At 62.7% G+C, this 20,862-nt stretch carries 10 protein-coding genes; 6 read left to right on the top strand and 4 right to left on the bottom strand.

Annotated features, from left to right (window positions below; genetic code table 11):
- Nucleotides 1-252 precede the first annotated feature (252 nt).
- From FHW69_RS13415 to FHW69_RS13435, 5 genes are all read left to right on the top strand, one after another.
- Entirely contained in the window at nt 253-537 is a 285-nt protein-coding gene (locus FHW69_RS13415; RefSeq protein WP_221195543.1) for a hypothetical protein, read from the top strand.
- A gap of 127 nt (nt 538-664) precedes the next feature.
- On the top strand, nt 665-1,879 hold the full coding sequence (locus FHW69_RS13420; RefSeq protein WP_183423596.1) for an efflux RND transporter periplasmic adaptor subunit: 1,215 nt from the start codon (nt 665-667) through the stop codon (nt 1,877-1,879).
- Nucleotides 1,880-1,888: 9 nt separating this feature from the next.
- Nucleotides 1,889-5,005: an efflux RND transporter permease subunit gene (locus tag FHW69_RS13425; protein WP_183423597.1), complete on the top strand. Its 3,117-nt coding sequence runs from the start codon at nt 1,889-1,891 to the stop codon at nt 5,003-5,005.
- A complete protein-coding gene (locus FHW69_RS13430; protein ID WP_183423598.1) occupies nt 5,002-8,310 on the top strand; it encodes an efflux RND transporter permease subunit in 3,309 nt (1,102 codons plus the stop codon). Before FHW69_RS13425 ends, FHW69_RS13430 begins: the two co-directional genes overlap by 4 nt.
- Nucleotides 8,307-9,755, top strand: coding sequence for an efflux transporter outer membrane subunit (locus FHW69_RS13435; RefSeq protein WP_183423599.1), 1,449 nt, complete (start codon nt 8,307-8,309; stop codon nt 9,753-9,755). Before FHW69_RS13430 ends, FHW69_RS13435 begins: the two co-directional genes overlap by 4 nt.
- A gap of 46 nt (nt 9,756-9,801) precedes the next feature.
- On the opposite strand, the gene FHW69_RS13440 is transcribed toward FHW69_RS13435, so the two are convergent.
- Entirely contained in the window at nt 9,802-11,235 is a 1,434-nt protein-coding gene (locus FHW69_RS13440) for a serine hydrolase domain-containing protein (protein ID WP_183423600.1), read from the bottom strand.
- 215 nt (nt 11,236-11,450) lie between these two features.
- On the opposite strand from FHW69_RS13440, the gene FHW69_RS13445 reads away from it, so the two are divergent.
- The gene (locus FHW69_RS13445; RefSeq protein ID WP_183423601.1) at nt 11,451-11,702 is read left to right on the top strand and encodes a hypothetical protein; all 252 of its coding nucleotides are present in this window, start codon (nt 11,451-11,453) and stop codon (nt 11,700-11,702) included.
- 675 nt (nt 11,703-12,377) lie between these two features.
- Here FHW69_RS13445 and FHW69_RS13450 read toward each other — a convergent pair.
- From FHW69_RS13450 to FHW69_RS13460, 3 genes are all read right to left on the bottom strand, one after another.
- Nucleotides 12,378-18,530: an autotransporter outer membrane beta-barrel domain-containing protein gene (locus FHW69_RS13450; RefSeq protein WP_183423602.1), complete on the bottom strand. Its 6,153-nt coding sequence runs from the start codon at nt 18,528-18,530 to the stop codon at nt 12,378-12,380.
- A gap of 237 nt (nt 18,531-18,767) precedes the next feature.
- Entirely contained in the window at nt 18,768-20,078 is a 1,311-nt protein-coding gene (locus FHW69_RS13455) for a sorbosone dehydrogenase family protein (RefSeq protein WP_183423603.1), read from the bottom strand.
- Nucleotides 20,071-20,514 (bottom strand): DUF2231 domain-containing protein, encoded by a 444-nt coding sequence (locus FHW69_RS13460; protein ID WP_183423604.1) that lies wholly within the window; start codon nt 20,512-20,514, stop codon nt 20,071-20,073. The genes FHW69_RS13455 and FHW69_RS13460 overlap by 8 nt, the downstream gene beginning before the upstream one ends.
- Between the last annotated feature and the right edge of the window lie 348 nt (nt 20,515-20,862).

Raw genomic sequence — 20,862 nt, forward strand, 5'->3', positions numbered from 1 at the left:
GAGCCGTGGTGTGTCGTTGGTGCCAAGCGAACGCGGGTCGCCAGACTGGCACGGAATCACTGGTGGCCACGCGTAAAAACGGCTGGGCAGACGGCACGGTTTACTGCATGAAAAGGCATCCATTCATGTTGCGAACATGAATGGGTCAACGCCGTCGTCACGCCAATCGTTGCTTAGGCATCCTTTTTTGGGAGCTGCATGCCCATGCAAAAGACGCCAACCATCAGTCCGCTTGCGGAAGGGACCTGCCGCATGATCTGCACCATCTCCGCCGCCATGGTCGGGGTGTGCCTCACGGGCATCGGATTGCTGCGTGTTGTCATCTCCTACACACGCACCGACACGATTGCTGACGACCTTCTTTCGTTTGATGCCATCTTCTTTCTGGTGGCCACGCTTGCCGCCTATATGGCCATGCGTGTGGACTCTGACGTGCGCCTGCACCGGCTGGAGCGTATTGCTGATGTGGCCTTCATCCTCGCCATGATTATGTTGACGGGCGTGTGCTTCCTCATCACTTACGTCGTGAACCTCTGAAATCGCAGCTTCCTGCGCTGTGCTGAAAATGAGCGTACGGTAAACGCTGTCATACGTTATTAAACGTATCGCGCAGTGGCGCGTTCCTGCCTTTGAATCCGAATGGAGCTGCACCGAGATGGCATCAATGAATGACGCGACCTCTACCGCGAACCGGCCACATCGCAGGAGGCGATTCTGGATCATCGCCGTTATCGTCTGCGTCCTGATCGGCCTGGTGCTGTTTCACCTCATCAGCGGTGCAGGCAAGGGCAAGCCACCCCAGCAGGCGCAGCTGGTCAGTGCCGCCAAAGCCACGCTGGGCGAGATGCCGGTAGTGCTGAACGCGCTGGGCACCGTCACGCCGGTGGCCACCGTGAATGTGCTTCCTCAATTGAGCGGCTACCTGACGGAGGTGGGTTTCAAGGAAGGGCAGGATGTCGAGAAAGGGCAATTCCTTGCGCAGATCGACCCGCGCCAGTACGAAATCAGCAAGAAGCAGGCACAGGCCCAGCTCGCCAAGGACCAGGCAAGCCTGGCCCAGGCCCGTTCCGACCTGACGCGCTTCACCCAGTTGTATCAGCAGAAGTCGATCGCCGAGCAGACCTATGTCGATCAGAAGTTCACCGTGCAGCAGGGTGAGGCGGCCGTACAAGCCGATCAGGCGTCCATCGCACAATACGATCTGGACCTGACCTATTGCCGCATCACCGCGCCGGTTGCCGGACGCGTGGGTCTGAGGCTGGTTGACCCGGGAAACTACGTGACGCAATCGACGTCACCGGGCATCGTCACCATCACCACCATGAAGCCCACCACGGTGCAGTTCACTGTGCCGCAGAATGCGCTGGGCAAGGTGCTCAAGCGCTTCAACACGGGGACACCGCTCGTTGTCACGGCCTATAACAGTGACAACAGCAAGGTGATCGCCACCGGAAAGCTTTACGCCCTGGGCAACCAGATGGCCACAAGCACGGGTACGGTGATGCTGCGCGCCAGTTTCGACAACGACGACGAAGCGCTGTATCCGAATGAGTTCGTCAACGTGCGCCTGCTGGTCGACACGCTGTCGCAGGCCGTGCTGGTGCCCACGCCTGCCGTGCAGAGCGGCGCACCGGGCGACTATGTGTATCTGGTCAATGCCGACCAGACGGTCTCGGTGCACAAGGTCACGCTCGGACCCAGCGACGGCAGGAACACGGTAATCACCGCAGGCCTCACGGCCGGACAAACCGTCGTCACCGATGGCATGGACCGGCTGACGGATGGCGCGAAGATCAGGCTTCCCGGTGCGCGTTCCACGGATCATCCTGCGTCGTCGTCATCGACACACGGTGGCGGTTCACGGCGGCATTCGACGTAACCGCCGCGCATGAATATCTCCCGTTTGTTTGTGCTGCGACCGGTGGCGACAGCGCTGCTGATGGTTGCGCTCGTGCTGGTCGGCCTCGTGGCCGTGCGCTTCCTGCCTGTGTCGTCGTTGCCGGACGTCGACTACCCGGTGATCCAGGTGCAGACGTTCTATCCGGGCGCCAGTCCCTCGGTGATGGCCAACACCGTTACCGCGCCGCTGGAAGTGCAGCTGGGCCAGATCCCCGGGCTGCAACAGATGACCTCCAACAGCTCGGCCGGTGCCTCGATCATCACGTTGCAGTTCGACCTGTCGCTGAGCCTGGATGTCGCCGAACAGAACGTGCAGGAGGCGATCAATGCGTCCAACAGTCTGCTGCCGACCGGCCTTCCCGCGCCGCCCACCTATGCCAAGGTCAACCCCGCCGACTTGCCGATCCTCACGCTGGCGGTGACCTCCACGTCGATGTCACTGCCGCAATTGCAGGACATCGCGAACAATCGCCTGGGCTCGAAGATCTCCGAAGTACCCGGCGTGGGCCTGGTGGTTCCCGCAGGCGGCAATGTGCCGGCGATCCGCGTGGAAGCTGACCCGAAGAAACTTGCCGCGTATGGGCTCAACATCGACGACCTGCGTTCGTTGCTGGCCAACGTCAATGTCAGCCAGCCCAAGGGAAATTTCGACGGCCCGGAGCTGGATTACACCATCAACGGCAACGACCAGATCCATGACCCGAAAGACTATCTGGCCACGGTGATCTCGTATCAGAACGGCGCGCCGGTATACCTGAGCGACGTCGCACGCGTGACCCAGTCGGCGCAGAACACGGAGCAGGGCGCGTGGTACGGCAAGCAGCAGGCCATCGTGCTCAACGTGCAGCGTCAGCCGGGGGCCAACGTGATCGCCACGGTGGACCAGATCAAGCAGAAGCTGCCGCAGCTTGAGTCCACCTTACCCGCAGGCATGAAGGTGCAGATCGTTTCGGACAGCACAGGCGTGATCCGCGCGTCGGTCTCCGATGCCGCCTTCGAGCTGGGACTGGCCATCGCGCTGGTGGTGCTGGTGATTTTCGTGTTCCTGCGCAACGTGCCGGCCACGATCATTCCCAGCATCTCGGTGCCGGTGTCGCTGATCGGCACGCTCGCGGCGATGTACGAGCTCAACTACTCCATCGACAACCTGTCCCTGATGGCGCTGATCATTGCGACAGGTTTCGTGGTGGACGACTCGATCGTGATGATCGAGAACATTGTGCGTTATCTGGAAGAGGGCATGACTCCGCTGGAAGCCGCGCTGGAAGGCGCGGGCCAGATTGGCTTCACCATCATCTCCCTGACGGTGTCCCTGATTGCCGTGCTGATCCCGCTGCTGTTCATGGGGGGCGTCATCGGACGGCTGTTCAATGAGTTTGCGGTGACGCTTGCCATCACCATCGTGATCTCCGGGATCGTGTCGCTGACCCTCGTGCCCATGCTTTGCGCGCGGATTTTGCGGGCGCAGGTCGACCGGCATCCCAGTCGTTTCGAGCGCATCAGCGAAGCACTGTTCGACCGCACGCTGGGAGCCTATGAGCGTGGGCTGCGTTTTGTGATGGCCCGGCAAACGCTGACGCTGGTGGTCTTCGTGATTACCGTTGCCATCACCGTTGGCCTGTATATCGTCATCCCCAAGGGCCTGTTTCCCACTCAGGACGTCGGTGCCATCGAAGGCATCAGCGTGGCGGACAATTCGGTGTCTTACAGTGCCATGGTGCAGCGTCAGGCCGCGCTCGCCGATGTGCTGCTGAAAGACGCCGACGTCACCGGCCTCACGTCGTACGTGGGCATCGACGGCACCAACAAGACGCTCAACAACGGCCGCTTTCTTATCAGCCTGAAGGACAAGAGCGACCGCTCAGGGACCGCTGAAGAGATTGCGCGCCGCCTCCAGCAGTCCACAGCCAGCGTTGCAGGCATCAAGCTGTTCCTTCAGCCGGAACAGGATCTGACGCTGGACACGACGGTGTCGCCCAACCAGTACCAGTTCGTGCTGCGCGGTTCCACGCAGCAGGATCTGGCCAAGGTCGTGCCTGATCTGCTGGATCGCATGCGCAAGATCACCTCCATCACGGACGTGACCAGCGATCTCAACAACGACGGCCTGGCGGTCAATATCGAGGTGAACCGGCAGCTGGCCGCACGCTACGGCATCACGGCGGCCACCATCGACAATGCGCTGTACGACGCGCTGGGCCAGCGCATCGTGTCCACTATTTTCGAGCAGGCCGGACAGTACCGCGTCATTCTGGTGGCCAAGCCGGAAAGTCTTCCGACGGTGGAGTCGCTGGGTGACATCTACCTGCCCAGTCAGACAGGCACGAGCGGGCAGGTGCCCCTGAAAGGCATTGCGACCATCAACATCGTGAAGTCGCCGCTGGTCATCAGTCATCTCGCGCAGTTCCCCACGGTGACGCTGTCGTTCAACCTTGCCAATGGGGCTTCACTCAGTGCAGCCGTGGATGCCATCACGAAGGCAGAGCAGGCGGTGCATCTTCCGTCGTCCATCTCCTCGTCGTTCCAGGGTGCAGCGCAGGCTTTTCAGGACTCGCTCTCCAGCGAGGTCTACCTGCTGCTGGCCGCGCTGGTAGCCGTCTATATCGTGCTGGGCGTGCTGTACGAGAGCTTCATCCATCCGCTGACCATTCTGTCAACGCTTCCTTCGGCGGGTATTGGTGCGTTGCTTGCCCTGATGGTGACCGGCCACGATCTGGATGTGATCGGCATCATCGGCATCGTGTTGCTCATCGGTATCGTGAAGAAGAACGCGATCATGATCGTGGACTTCGCGCTGGAAGGTGAGCGTGAGCACGGGAAGTCGCCTGAAGATGCCGTGTTCGAGGCATCGCTGCTTCGCTTCCGTCCCATCCTGATGACGACGCTGGCGGCGATGCTCGGCGCACTGCCCATGCTGCTGGGAAGCGGTACCGGCTCGGAATTGCGTCGCCCGCTGGGTCTGGCGATCATCGGCGGACTTGCACTCAGCCAGCTGCTCACGCTGTTTACCACGCCGGTTGTCTATCTGTTCTTCGACCGGCTGGCCTCGCGGTTCCGCCACAAGCCCGCTCCACCTGCCGATCCCGCGATTGAGCACACCCCATGAACATCCCGGGGCTATTCATCCGCAGGCCCGTCGCCACCACGCTTCTGGCGGTGGCGATCCTGTTGTCGGGCATGCTGGCGTATATGAATCTGCCAGTGGCTCCGCTGCCCAACGTCACCTTTCCGGTGATTGTGGTGCAGGCAAGCATGGCCGGCGCAAGCCCGGACATCATGGCGTCCACCGTGGCCGAACCACTGGAGCGCCGGCTGGGCTCGATTGCCGATGTGTCCGAACTGACCTCCACCAGTTCGGTCGGCTCGGCCATGGTGGTGATCCAGTTCGGATTGGGCCGCGACATCAATGGTGCCGCGCGTGACGTGCAGGCTGCCATCCAGGCCGCCCGCGCCGACCTGCCATCCACGCTGCGCAACAACCCGACGTATCGCCAGTACAACCCGTCCGATGCACCGATCATGGTGCTGGCTCTCACCTCGTCCACGCTGACGCGCGCGCAGCTCTACGATTCGGCCAACTCCATTCTCCAGCAACAGCTTTCGCAGGTAGACGGGGTAGGGCAGATCACCCTGGGAGGCAGCGCGCTGCCGTCGGTGCGCGTGGAACTGCATCCGGACCAGTTGAACAGCTATGGCATCGGGCTGGAGGACGTGCGCGCCGCGCTCGGCTCGGCCAACGCCAACAGCGCGAAAGGCCATATCGACCAGGGCGACCAGCGCTTCGAGATCCTGTCCAACGACCAGATCAGCAAGGCCGCGCCGTACCGCGATCTGGTGGTGGCCTATCGCAACAATGCTCCGGTGTTCCTGCGCGATGTGGCCGACGTGGTGGATTCGGCGGAGAACCTGCGCAACGCCGGTCTGTACAACGGCAAGGACGCCGTGCTGGTGATCGTGTATCCGCTGCCCGGAAGCAACATCGTCAGAACCGTCGGGCAAATTCGCAAGGTGTTGCCTGCCGTGGAGGCATCGCTGCCGCACGACGTGCATGTGGGCGTTGCCGTTGACCGCTCGCAGTCGGTGAACGCAGCGGTGGATGACACCGAACGCACGCTGTTCATCGCGGTGCTTCTGGTCATCGGTGTGGTATTCATTTTCCTGCAATCCCCGCGCGCGGTGATCGTGCCAGCGGTGGCGTTGCCTCTGTCCATCGTGGGCACGTTTGGTCCGATGTACATGCTGGGATACAGCCTGGACAACCTGTCGCTGATGGCGCTGACCATCGGCACCGGATTCGTGGTGGATGATGCGGTTGTCGTGCTGGAAAACATCGTGCGCCATGTGGACGAGGGCATGGATGTGCAGGAGGCCGCGCTGGTGGGTAGCGCCGAGGTCAGCTTCACCGTGATCTCGATGAGCCTGTCGCTGATCGCCGTGTTCCTGCCCATTCTTCTCATGCCGGGTATCGTTGGCCTGCTGTTCCATGAATTCGCGGTGACTCTGTCCATCGCCATCCTGCTGTCGCTGCTGATTTCGCTGACCGTGACGCCTGTGCTTGCCGCAGCGGTGCTGCGTCGTGAAGCGGCGCGCGGCAAAGGGCCGGGCCGCTGGGCGGCCTGGGCAGGGCGCCAGTTTGACCGCTTCAAGGATGGCTACGACCGCTCGCTGGCCGTGGCGCTGGATCATCGGCTTTTGGTGGGCCTCACGCTCATTGGCCTCATCATCCTCAACGTGTTGCTCATCCGCTTCGTGCCGTCCACGTTTTTCCCCGAGCAGGACAACGGCATTCTCACCGGCCAGATCATTGCGGACCAGAGCATCTCGTTCCAGGCGATGGAGAAGAAGCTGGCCCAGCTCCAGGACATCGTGCAGAAAGATCCGGCGGTAGCGTCCGTTGCGGGGTTCACGGGAGGGCGCGCCCTCAACACGGCCAACGTATTCATCGAGCTGAAGCCGTTGGCCGAACGGAAAATTTCGGCGGCGCAGGTGGTGGATCGGCTGCGACCCCGACTCAATGCGGTATCGGGCGCGCGATTGCTGTTGCAGGCAGCGCAGGACCTGCGCATCGGCGGTCGCCAGTCGGCGGCGGAATATCAATACACGCTGACCAGTGACGATTCTGCCGCACTGTTCGCCTGGGTGCCGAAACTTGTCGCCGCCCTGAGCAAGGGCCACTCGCAGCTGTCGGACGTCAATTCCGATCTTCAGCAGCATGGCTTGCAGATCTTCGTGAACTTCGACCGCGCCACGGCGGCGCGCTTCGGATTCGCCCCGAACCAGCTCGATAGCGTGCTGTACGACGCCTTCGGGCAACGCACGGTTTCCACCGTATACAACCAGCTCAACCAGTACTACGTGGTGATGGAAGTGGCGCCGCAGTACTGGCAATACCCGCAGACCCTCGACCGCATACGTTTCAGTACAGCGGCGGGCAATGCGGCAGGCAGCCAGCAGACGCAGATGTCCAGCTCGCTGGTGAAAGGGGTCACGGTGCCATCCACGGTGACCAGCACAGCGGCCACCAGTAACACCAACCAGAGGAACGCGGATGCCGTGGCCAACCAGCTTACCAACGCCATTGCCAACGCCAAGGGCGGCAGTTCCAGCGGCAGCGCGGACAGCACGGCGGCGGAAACGCTCGTGCCGTTTCCCGCGATGGCCAGCTACGTCAGCAACCACACAGCCACCCAGGTGAGTCATCAGGACGGCCTGGTCGCGGCCACCATCTCGTTCAATCTGCCGCCGGGTGGTTCGTTGAGTGCCGCCTCGGCGGTGATCGACCAGGTGTCCCGGGAGATCGGGTTGCCTGCTTCCATCCATGGCAGTTTCGCCGGGGCGGCGCAGGCATACGGTCAATCCATGTCCACCATGCCGTTGCTGATCCTGGCTGCCCTGGCGGCCGTATACATCGTGCTGGGCATCCTGTACGAAAACACCGTTCACCCGCTGACCATTCTGTCCACGCTGCCGTCAGCAGGTATTGGCGCGACGCTGGCGTTGCTGATTTTCGGCATCCCGTTTTCGGTGATCGCGATGATCGGCATCATCCTGCTCATCGGCATTGTGAAGAAGAACGCCATCATGATGATTGACGTGGCCATCCGCCTGCAGCGCCATGAACAACTGGAAGCGCGCGAAGCCATTCACCGGGCCGCGGTGATCCGGCTGCGCCCGATCATGATGACCACGGCAGCGGCTGTGCTCGGTGCCGTGCCGCTGGCCATTGGCATCGGGCAGGGCGCGTCGCTGCGGCAGCCGCTGGGCATCACGGTGATGGGCGGGCTGATCCTCAGCCAGATCGTCACGCTTTACACCACCCCTGTGATCTATCTCTATCTGGACGGATTACGCGCCAGGTTGGCGACCTGGTCCGCCCGCCTGCCGTGGAATCGCGTGGACGCAAGCGCATGACTATGACCCATTCCCGCAAAGCTCTGGTGGTTTCGCTCCTGTGGCTGCTGCATGGCTGCATGGTGGGGCCCGACTATCACAAGCCTCAGGTCAGCATGCCTGCTGACTTCAAGGAAACACCCGGCTGGAGCAAGGCGCAGCCCGGCGACGCGGTGCCCAAGGGCGAGTGGTGGGCGGTCTTCGACGACCCGCTGCTCAACGAACTGGAGCCCATGGTGTCGGTGTCGAACCAGACGGTTCGGCAAAGCTACGAGAACTATCAGGCCGCGCTGGCCGATGTGCAGGTGGCGCGCAGCGGATTGTTCCCGACCATCGGCATCACGGGCTCGGCCACCCGGCAGCGCACGGGAAGCAATGGCGTGGGCAATACGGTCAGCGTCAGTCCGGGCATCCGTTCGTCCGGTTCGCTGGAAGGCAGCGTGAGCTGGGCACCTGATCTGTGGGGCAAGGTGCGCCGTGGTGTGGAAGAGAACACGGCCACTGCCGAGGCAGATGCCGCGAGCCTTGCCAATGCAACGCTTACCGCGCAGGTGGCGCTGGCTACGGCTGTAATCGACCTGCGCGTGACGGATGCGAACATCGACCTGCTGACGCGGACCGTCAACGACTACAAGGAATACCTGCGCGTCATCGGCAATCAGGACGCCGCGGGCATCATCCCGCCCTCGGACCTCATTTCGGCCCGCACGCAGCTGGAGAACGCGCAGTCGAGCCTGATCGCGCTCGGTGTATCCCGCGCAAAATACGAGCATGCCATTGCGGTGCTGGTGGGCAAGACGCCGGAGGAGTTGAATATCCCTCACAGTGACAAGCTGCCCACGCTTCCCACCGTGCCGGCGGGCGTCCCGTCCACGCTGTTGCAGCGCCGCCCCGACATCGCGGTAGCCGAGCGACAGATGGCTGCGCAAAACGCGGCCATCGGCGTAGCCATCGCCGCCTACTACCCGGACATCACGTTGTCCGGCGCTGATGGCTTCTCGCAGTCGCCACTGGCCGGGCTCCTGCACGTGGCGAACCACGTGTGGTCGCTGGGTGCCGACGTGAGTGAGACGATCTTCGACGCCGGCGCCCGCCATGGACAGGTCGCAGCCGCGCGTGCCACATACGAAGCGGCGGTAGCCAACTATCGCGGCACCGTACTCACCGCCTTGCAGGACGTGGAAGACGATCTCGCTGGCCTGCGCATCCTGGCGCAGCAGGCCGAAGTGCTGGACTCGGCGGTTCGCGACGCGACCCGCGGATCGGAGATTGCGTTCAACGAATACAAGGCAGGCACCGTCGATTACACCACCGCACTGACCGCGCAGACGACGCTGGTCAGCACCCAGCAAAGCGCGCTGAGTGTTCAGCAGCAGCGTCTTCTGGATGCGGTGTCGCTCATCGGTGATCTGGGCGGCTCGGCCACCCAGCCAGCTCCACCTGCTTCAGCGACGTCTTCACCCTGAGAACGCCGCTGAAGCCGGATCGTGTTCCGTTCGTTCGCTTAGGCGCCTATTTGCCGGCCTTCTTCGCCAGCTCGCGTGATTTGTCGTAGTACATCTTCGCCTTCTGCTGGTCGCCCTTGGCCGCCCAGGTTTCCGCCAGGCTGTCCCACGTATTGGCCGAGGCGGGAAACAGTACGGTGTTCAGTTCAAACACACGCAGCGCCGCCTCCACGCCCAGGTTTTCACGCACGGTGTATCCGGTGGTGTTGACCTGGCGTTCGAGGTCCTTGCCCTGCAACGGGGTGCTTTCACGGATGGATTTCGCTGTGCCGACGACCGGGTTGGCGTAGCGTGCGGTCGCCTCGTCGATAAGCCGATTGGACAGGGCCTCCGCCGGGAAATCCCCCGGCGAGACGGTGCCAAGCATGCTGTCGACCAGAACGCGTGACCATACGTTGCGACGGCTTCCGTTGGTCAGGTACACCACGATGTAGGTATCGCCGTCCAGCGAACCTTTCCACGCGATGCGGACGCGTACCTTCGTGCCGCCATCGTGGCCGACGTAGCGATAGCCGTCGCTCTGGCCCGATTCCCAGCCTGTCGCGAACCAGCCGGTTCTGCCGTTGGAAAGCGTGTCTTCCCGCCAGAGCTTTTCAAGCGTTTCCTTCCTGACCATCTCCCCGGCAGCCATGGCCTTGAGGAAGGTGCCCAGGTCATCAATGGTCGAGAACATGCCCGCATGGCCATAGCCATACGCCGGGAAGGTGATGCCGGGATCTTTCTCCAGCTTGCCATCCTTGCCGATGAACTGCGTCGCGACGCCCTGACGACGCGGCAGCGGAGCGCCCAGCGAGGTGTTGGTGAGCTTCAGCTTGCCGATGATCCGCTCATCGACCACCTGCGCGTACGGCTTGCCGTAGTGCTCGGCGATCAGCTGCGCGATCACGACGTAGTTGGTCTGCGTGTAGCGGACATCGGAGCCGGGAGGGAAGCGCAGGGGCTTGTCGGCCAGCGCGGTGTACATCGCGGCCGGACTCTCCGGGAACGGGACCTGTCCTTTGCCTTCCTCGAAATATTCGGGAAGACCCGATGTGTGATTCAGCAGCTGCCGTACGGTGATGGCGTGCCATGTCTTCGGCAGCCCCGTTACATACAGGACGGCGGGCTTGTCCAGCTCCACGGTGCCCTCGTCCACCAGTTGCATGACCAGTGTGCTGGCGAAAAGCTTGGCCACCGAGAACGTTTCGAAAATGGTGTCCGTCATCACGGGCCGGTGGGTGGGCCTGTCGGCGTAGCCATCGGCTTGCCGGAACAGCACCTTGCCGTTATGGATGATCAGTACTGCCTGACCTTCGATGCCATAGCGCTGCTCGTTGTTACGCACCTGCCAGAGCAGCGCAGTGTCGTTGTATTCCTTTTCGGCGGCGAGCACCGGCATGCCTGCTACCGCCAGGGCAGCGCACGCCAGCGCGATGCGTGCCCATCCGAACGACTTGCTCATCCACTTCCCCCTGATCTGTGTGATCGCGCCCCTTCGGGGCAACGCATTCTGTCAGGAGACCGTGACGAAGTCCTGTCGCTTACGCAAGTATCAGAAGTTCCAGCGCGCCCCCACATTGATGCCCCAGCCTCGGGTGCCGTGATGTCCGGTATGGCGGCATCGGCCACGGTGACCTGCGGACGGCCGCCCCAGCCCTGGATGTAGTTCAGGCGTACATGCCGTTGGTAGCCCGACTCGACGATGTCCTGGCCATCCTGCTGGAAGAATCGGAGGACTTGCCGGCGGGCCGCCGCATTCGCGCTTTGCTGACGCCGGACGTCGCCGATGCGATGGTGTTGGAAACCTTGCGAGCCACGTTTGATACGACGCAGCTGCTGCACCTGGTCGATCAGTGGAATGAACTCTGTATGGTCATGGGCGATCCCGACGCGTTACGGGCGGATCTGTTGCGACTTCACGCCGACTAAGGTCGAACTGTCGCGGGTCGCGATAGCCGTGCGCGCCCAGGCTTATAGAGGATCGGCAGGTATTCGTACAAAAACAGATTTATAAGGATTTATCGATTTGCACTGACGGCCTTGGATGGCCACTCAAGGCGAAGTTATATGGTCGTCATTCACTACGTGACCGTCCGACCCGATATCTACGGACCATGCCTCTCCCGCCAAGCTGATGCTATTGGGATACCACAACCGCTGCATGCATGGTGCCGTGCAGGCTGCCACGCCATATTTCGTCTGGCGGGGTCCGCCGGCAGTCTCTCGGTCGGCGGGCTTACCCATGACATCAATGACCTGTTGCTCCGTATCGCCAACATGGACTTGCTCGAATGCACGCGCCCGCTGGCCTGAGATAAGGCTGCAGGACGTGAAGTAGAGCGCGGGGATCAGCACGATGATGCCAGCAACGATCCGGGGGACTTTTCGCGCGGTCATCAATGTGGCTCGAAGCCGGGCAGCAGGTTCAGAAGTTCCTGCGGAATGGGGCCACCTTGTACTGCCAGGGCAGCGCACGCCAGCGCGATGCGTGCCCATCCGAACGACTTGCTCATCCACTTCCCCCTGATCTGTGTGATCGCGCCCCTTCGGGGGCAACGCATTCTGTCAGGAGACCGTGACGAAGTCCTGTCGCTTACGCAAGTATCAGAAGTTCCAGCGCGCACCCACGTTGATGCCCCAGCCCCGGGTGCCGTCGCTGCCAAGGGCTTTCTGGTAATCGCCTTCGCCGTACAGGGAGATGTGATTGCGGAAGGTCCATGTGCCGCCCAGCCCCAGCTCCAGCGCACGCCCGTAGCTGCCTCCGGTGAAGTTCGCCGTGATGTCCGGTATGGCGGCATCGGCCACCGTGACCTGCGGTCGGCCGCCCCAGCCCTGGATGTAGTTCAGGCGTACATATGGGGTGCGCAGCATGCCATCACCGCTGTCCCAGGTCCGGGTCAGGCGCACACCCAGCCGCCCGATGTTCTGGTTGTAGTCGTCGTAATGGACCGAGGCATCGGTGAGGTCTGTGGTGTCCTGCACGTGCTGATGGATACGGGCCAGTTGCAACTGCGGTTCAAGCGTCATGCCATTGTCGAACTTCCACGGGTAACCGGTTTCCACCGATGCCGTCCAGCCCGACACGCGCAGGCGCGCGACGTCCTTGTTGAATGCGGTATCCACATCGCCCTGATGACGGTCACCGGACACGATGCCATCGACGTAAAAGCCGTTGACGTCCTGCCAGGTGAGGAAGGCGGCGATGCTGTTGCTGTAGAACTTCGTCCGGCTGTAGCCATCCACGGCGTTCGGCTCGATGCGCGTGGTGCCGTGGGTCAGCGCTACGCCGCCACGCATGCCGGACTTGTCGGAGTCGATGCTGAGCACATTGGCGCCGACCTGGATCGCCTGGGTGGTCAGGTCGTAGTCGTAGCCGAACTCCCTGAAGCTGCGGTCGGTGTCGTAGTGGTAGTCGCCGCCGATGTAGCGGGCGAACACTTCGCCGTTCTGCCCCTCGTCCAGATCGCTCTCGTGGCGTACTTCACCCAGCCGTTTGTGCAGATTGTCGATCACCATGTAGCTGTAGGAGGCGAGGGCGGTTGGCGTGGAAATATAGGAGGGCACCTGCGGCACCACTTCCCGGCGGCCAGTCGGCTCGCAGTCGGCTTCGCATGCGTAGACGTTGGCCAGGCGATAGTCCCAGAACGTATTTCCACTGCCGGGCACCACGCGTTGCGTGGCGTCGCTCGATCCCGGAGCGAACGAATAAAGCCCGTACTTCCAGGGACCCACGCCCAGGTAGCCGTTGACCAGCTGGAAGGCGTCCGGCGTGGATGTGCCCGCCACCTGCACCACCGAGATGCCTTCGTTCGCTTCCACGGCCCTGTTCTGGTTGAGGTCGGTCAGCGCGCCTGTACTGGCCGCCGATGGCGTGATGGCCAGAATGGTGGGGCCGCCCGGTGTGGTGACGTTTCCCTGCACCAGCAGGCGGTCGGTGAACTGGTTGGACAGCGCTCCGCCAGCATTCGTGTCCGTGCCCATGCGCAGCACACCCGCATTGGATACGTAGTCACCGTTGATGGTGAGCTGGTTTCCCGGCGATCCACCATTGGTGAAGTCGATCACGCCGGCATTGGTCACCCGTGCGCTTCCCGGCGATGCGCCGAAGATCACCGGATTCACCCCGTTGCCCACCCGCAGCGTTGACGTCCTGTCGATGACGACGTCGCTGTTGGCAAGCTGGAGGTTGTCAGTCAGCGTGAAGTTCGTGCCGTTGCTGAAGTTGATGGTGTTCCAGCCGCTGCCGAGGTTGGTACCTTTGCCCAGATCATCAGCGGCAAAGGAGCCGCCGCGCGCCACGATGTTCTGCAAGGTGAGCGCGTTGCCGCCTCCCGTTCCGGCGGTCAGGTGATAGGTCTGGCCCAGATCCACCCCGGCAACCAGTGCGCTGTTGCCGGCACCGCTTCCCATGGTGAGGCTGCCGTTGAGCGTGCCTGCGGTCCAGCTGAATTGATCGGTGCCGGCGCCGGTTGCGATGTCGCCACGTACGGCACCCCCGGTCAGCGCAAGCACGTCGTTACCGGCGCTGCCCATCACGGCCACGGCGGTGGGGCTGCTGGACTGTATCGTGCCGGTGTTGGTGAAGGTTGTGCCGGTGCCATTGGACAGGTCCACCACGGGAGCGGCCGTGCTGGCTGAGGTCAGCACTCCGGCGTTGACCGTGCTTGATGCCGTGCCTGCGACCAGCGCCGATCCGCCCGATGCGCTGTTCACGTTTACGGTAGCCTGCGTGTTGACCGCGCCCGTGGTCAGCGCCTGGATGCCCGTGGCTCCGGCGCCGTTTGCCTGCACCACATAACCCGTACCCAGCAGAAGATCGCCGGAAGCGGCACTCCCGTCGGCATGACGGAAGGCCAGCCCGGTTCCCGATCCGGCGACGTTTATAGTCACGCTGGAAGAGGGCGAAAACGCCGTCGCAGTGCGGATGCCGGCGCCGTTGCCGGCATTCACGGTGACGTTGTCGAGCGTGACGGCGGCGATTTCCGCCGCGTTCTCGATGCCGTTGCCGGTGCCGTCCGTTGTGATGGTGGTGTTGGCGGCCGACAGGGAGACGGCGCCTGTATCGAGCAGAATGCCGTTCGCGGAGCCATGCGTGACGATGCTGCCTGCCGAGTCGTTGATCGTCGCCTGTGCGCCGGCCAGCAGGCGCAAGCCGGCGAGTCCGTCGTCCACCGTCACGGAGCCGATCTGGATGGTCTGTGGACTGGCGCCTTCCACGCGCACACCCGTGCCATTGGTGACGTGGATGCTGCTGGTGTTGGTCAGATTGCCTGCACTCTGCAACCAGACACCCGTGCTCCCGGCGCCCGTCATGGTGATGGCACCGTTGTTGACCAGGGTGCCCATGTTGCGGGCAATAAAGCCCGTGGCGTTGGTGCCGCTGCCGTTGACTGCGGCATTGCTGGTCAATGTGGTGCTTACCGGTGAGCCCACCGCAGCGCCGGTGATGTCGATCTTCTGTCCATCCACGATGCCGCCAGTGGCGTTGGGACCACCCATGCTCATGCTCGATCCGGCACTCAGTGTGCCGCTGGCCCCGCCGTCAATGCCGATGCCCTGCGCACCATTGCCGCTGACGTTGAAGTTCGCGCTGCCGGTCGTGACCACCGTACCCACTCCCGATCCGGTAATGCCGCGCGCGTTGTTGCCTGAGGCAGTAAGTCCGGCAGCGCCGGTCAGCGCGAGCGTCGCACCGTCGTCGATGCGATAAATGGTGGAGTTGGCTGTGCTGGCGTCAATCGCGCTTGCCGCACTGCGTACCGATGCACCCGCGCCCAGTGCGTGAAACGCAATCTGATCCGCCGCGCCAAATACAGGCGTGGCAGTTGCCACCACATTCACTGTGCCGCCGTTGCTGGCTTCCGCGCCGATGGCGCCGTCACCGTTCATCTGGATGCGGCTGCCGGTGGACAGATTCACCACCGCGCGCGAGCCGGTTGCCACCACACCGCGCGTTCTTGCCGATGTACTGCCACCGTTGACCGTTACCAGCCCGGTAGTGGTGCCCGTGGTCGCGCTGGTCGCGCCCGTGCTGTCCACCAGTATGCCGGTGCCGCCGTCAGTAATGGCTATATCGCCGCTGTTGGTTGCCGTGGCGCCGGTCTGAACCAGAATGCCGGTGGAACCTGCACCGCTGAAACTGATGTTGCCCGAGTTGGTGAGTTTGCCGCTGTTTCTCGCGATGTATCCGGTGAGTGACTGCTGGCTCTCCGTCAGCGTTGCCGCTGTGGTCAGGGCCGTGGAGGCGACGGGCGAGCCACTGTTGGCACCAGTGAGCGTGTGCTTCTGGCCATCCACGATGCCCGCCACGGAACCCACTCCGGTGAGATGCATGGTCGTGGCCGCATCAATGGTGCCGGTAGCACCGCCTTCCACGACGACGCCCGTTGCGTTGTTGCCGGTGACTTCAATCTGTGCGCCATGCGTGTTGACGACGGAAGGGGCTCCGGTGCCAAGCACGGCCAGCGAGTTAGTTCCGGAGGCGGTCATGCTCAGGCCAGTACCGTCGAAGTTCGCACCGTTTTCCACCCTGAACAGGGTGGATCCTGTCGTGGTGACGTTGAGGGATGTGGCGGCCACGTTGATCAATGCATTCGGCCCGAACGCGAAGAACGCAATCTGATTGCTGCCGCCCGCAAAGGTGGGCTCGGCACCTGCCATGACGTTGACCGTGGAGCGACCCCGCGCATGTATGCCGATGGCGCCGTTGCCCAGCAGATTGACGGTGCCGCCAACGCTTGCCGTGGCCGTGGCCGAACCCTGGCCTTCCGCCCAGACGCCGAAGTTGCGCGTGCCGCTGGCCGGATCAGCACCACCGGCTACATTGATGACGCCGTTCGCCGTGGCCGCCGATGCTGTGCCGCCCGTACTCAACACCTTGATGCCAACGCCGTTCACGCCGTTGAGGTTGATGGTGCCGCTGTCCGTGATGCCGCCACCCGAACCGGAATTGATGACCAGAATGCCATCGTTCTCGCGCGGTACGGTGGCGGCTGCGCCATTGATGTTGATGGTGCCGGTGTTGTTCACCGTGGCATTCGGGCCGCCGGTGACCAGGATGGCGGCGGCGTTCTGCGTTTTGCTGCCAATGGTGATGGTGCCCTGATTGCGCGCCGTGGCGTTGCCGTTGACCGTGATGCCTGCCGTCATGGTGCCCTGGTTCACGGCGACGTCGGCCGGTGCGGCCGTTGCCGATGTCTGCGGGCCCCGACCGATATAGATCAGGCCAACGGGCAGGTTGGTGAACGATGCCGTCGGATCGTTGAGCAGCACGCCGGTCATCGAGCCATTGGACTTGGAACCGGTAACACCCACGTTGATGATGCCGCCGCTGGTGGCCAGCGACTGCGTTCCCACGCGGATGCCAGCGGATGCGCCCGCGCCATTGGTGGCACCGGTTGCAAGATTGATGATGCCGCTGTTGTCGAAATTGCTGCCGCCGCTCAGATCCACGATGTTCGATCCGAACGAGCCGTCGACCGTTGTGCCATTGGGATTGAGAAAAAAGTTACCGTTGATCACGCCGCTGTTGGAACCGTGGCTTGCACCGGTCACCAGCATGGCCACGCCGTCTCCGCTGCCATTGATCGTGGCAAGCGTGCCGTTGTTCACGATGGCCCCGCCTGCTTCGGCACGCATGGCGCCGCCGACCGAATTGGCCACTTCCAGCTTCCCGCCGATGGCCACGGTATCCCGGGCCAGGCCGCCTACCGCATGCATGACCACCCGCAGGCCAATCGGTTGCGCGATCTCGTCCGCCGGATTGCTTGCCGTGATGCTGTAAGTGATGCTTTGCGTGGACGACGTGTATGCCTTGTTGAAGTTGGCGGTGTACTGCGTCGGGTCCATGTTGCCGCTTTGCAGCTGGCTGATCAGCCAGTTGTTGTACGTACGCAACTGCGCATCGTTGGTCACGGTCTGGGTCGTGGTGGCGCCGTCCAGCGTGGTTACCGAGAAGGTTCCGCCGTACTGCGCGACAAAGGTCACATTCAGTGACTGCGGCTGTGCGGGAGCGGCCGTCACGCCAGTAAAGGTGATGCGATTTGTGGAGTTCCAGTTGATCGCACTGGGGCTGGCTCCGGTGCCATCGGCATAGAACAGCGAGGATTGCTTGGCTGCCATGGTCCAGCCGTTGGTCGCGGCGGTAGAAGCCGCGCCGCTCGAACCGATGTTGACGTCGAGCGTGCCGCCGGTGGAGTTGACCGTTCCGACGCGTACATTGATGTACTGGGCCCCGTTGACGTCCACCACGTCAGACACGGAGGTGCTGGCATCAACGGGTGCGGCGGGTACGAGGTTGGCGGTGGCATACGTGGATACCACGCGGGAGCCGCCCGTGATGGGGTCTGGCACGGTGACGCCGAAGTTCTGTGTTCCCGGATTGAGGCGGGCTGCCCCGATCCACTGTGAGCCGGACACGATCCGGTTGGCCGCGCCCAGCGCGCCCAGTGTGGTGGTGCGTGTGCCTGGATCGCCGGCACCGAAAAGCTGCGGGCCCTGCAACGTCATGGTGGCCCCGGGAGCCACGATTTGTGCGCCTACGAGGTTGTCGTTGATCTGGGGGTCATACGCGCCCAGGGTCACGACCTGTGCGAATGCCGCCTGCGTGCCACAGGCCAGAAGGGAGGTGGCGAGCAGTCGTTTCGCCCGGATGTGCCTGCGCCCCTGCGCAGGATGACCATGTGATTTGCCCAGTTCCGATACCGCCACCCAAGCGCAGATTCCCGCTCTCCATACCAGTCGGTAGACAGCGTTCATATCAACCCCTTGATATGCCGCGGTCAGGCTTGTCCGCCCGCATCATCCGAACACGTCGCTCCCGCAGCAACGTCGCCAAATGTTGATCGGCGAAAAACCCGACGTCCGTGACTGCACCCCGCAGCACGTTGACGCGGCGCGTCGAGGATTAGCGCGTACCCGATAACTTGCCCAGTCGGCCATAGGTGGTAGTCCGGTTGGGCGATTCTGGCAGGCCAATTGCTTGATTTTCAGCTGTCAGGGCGCTGTGCTGGTCACCCGCCATACCGTGTCGCCCACGTCATCCGCCACCAGCAACGCACCACTTTTATCCTCAACCAGGCCAACGGGCGCCCCGTAAAGCTTCGACTCGTCTTTTGAATGGAAGCCGGAAATCACGGTTTCAGGAAGGCCCACAGGCTTGCCGCCCTCGAAGCGCACGTACACCACTTCGTAGCCGCTCAATGGCGAACGATCCCAGCTGCCGTGCTCAGCGATGAACGCACCGGCCTGATATTTGCCACTGAGCACGCTGCCATTGGACATCAGCAAACCGAGCGGCGCCACGTGCGAACCGATGGCGTAATCGGGAACGAGAGCTTTGGCCACCAGGTCAGGACGCTGCGGTTTTACGCGCATATCCACGTGCTGACCGTAGTAGCTGTAGGGCCAGCCATAGAAACCACCGTCCTGCACAGAGGTCATGTAATCGGGAACCAGATCGGCACCGATTTCGTCGCGTTCATTCACGATGGCCCAGAGCTTGCCCGTGGTTGGCTCCCATTGCAGGCCGGTGGGATTGCGCAATCCCGCTGCGTAGATGCGACTGGCGCCCGTGGCCACATCCACCTCAAGAACATCAGCGCGGCGGTATTCCACGTCCAGACCGTTCTCAGTGATGTTGCTGTTGGAACCCACACCCACGTAGAGCTTCGTGCCGTCGGGGCTGGCCAGAAGCGACTTGGTCCAGTGATGGTTGATCGTCGAGGGCAGGTCTGCGAAAGGCGTACCCGGTGCCGTGATGGTGGTTTCGCCCGCCTGATAAGGGAATTTCACGATGCCATCGGTGTTGGCTACGTAGAGCCAATCACCGATCAGCTGCACGCCGAAGGGCGAATTGAGGTGTTCGATGAACAGGTGCTTGTCCCACGTATTGCCGTTTCTGCGCAGCAAGGTGATCCGGTTGCCGCCTTTTCCGCCCTTGCCGGACTGGTTTTTCACCATGCCTGCGAGGAACTGTTTGGGCGTGGTGACCGGCTCCGTGCCAGGGCCGTTCGATTCCACCACCAGCACATCATCGTTGGGCAGCACGTACAACTGACGTGGGTGCATGAAGCCATCCGCGACTTTCTCGATGTTAAGTCCAGGCGCCACGGTCGGCATTTGCCCGTCCTTCCAGCCCGCCTTGTCGGGCACCTGCATCGGCGGCATCAGGAAATTGCGAGGCGCGGGCAGGGTGGGGTGACTGCCAGATTGCTGGGCAGGTTCAAACGTGGCCTTGTCGCTACAGGCGCCGAGCGCCGCGACGCAGGCCAGGGTAAGGATGCTTCGGCAGAAGGCGTTATTCATGGATCAGATCTCCCGGCGTGCTGTAACGCACTGCCATCACCAGATGGCCCACGGCCAGCAGAAGGACCGTGCCGACTGAAAGCCAGACGCCCTGCGGTATAACCGCGTAGGCATCCCGGCTGTGCACGAAGGCATTCACGATGGCCAGCGCGATGGCGACCAGGTTGAGCCAGAAGTCGAGCCGGTCGGCCGTGCGCGCGACCACCCGGGACGTGATCCACACCTGCACCAGGTTGAGCACGCGCGGGATTACCGCAAAAAGCAGGCCGATAACGATCAGCCAGGCGGCACCTTTCATCCACACGATCACGCCAGTGCGGGCGTACAGGATGTCGAAAATCATGGCGGCGACAAAACAGCCAAAAGGGATCGGATTGAGCAGTCCGTAGATGGCATTGGCCACGACGGAGCGGTGCGGTGCGGCACGGAGGCTCATGGGCGGGGGTTTCCCTGGGAATGGAGAGAAAGCGCAGCCCGGACAGGTCCTGGGGCGAGGCGCTGGCGTGGCGGCAGACTAGTGCGGAAGATGTGGACGGCGTGTCTGAATGGCGGGCACGTAACCTGCCGTGACAACCGTTGACGAGGCGTGGAATTTCGGATCGAATTCCCACGCAATGCGCGGGCAAGGAAGCGTCCGCGCACTTATGAGTTGCGATTGTGAACATTTCGTCACCCCGCCGTAAGGCGTGATGTGGAAAATACCCGCGACGCATTCTCCCTTACTGCCTGTCGACGCCCGCGACTGGCCATTGACGGCCTCCAGATCACCCATGCAGACCCCGCC

The organism is Luteibacter sp. Sphag1AF (assembly GCF_014192715.1).
GTDB lineage: Bacteria > Pseudomonadota > Gammaproteobacteria > Xanthomonadales > Rhodanobacteraceae > Luteibacter.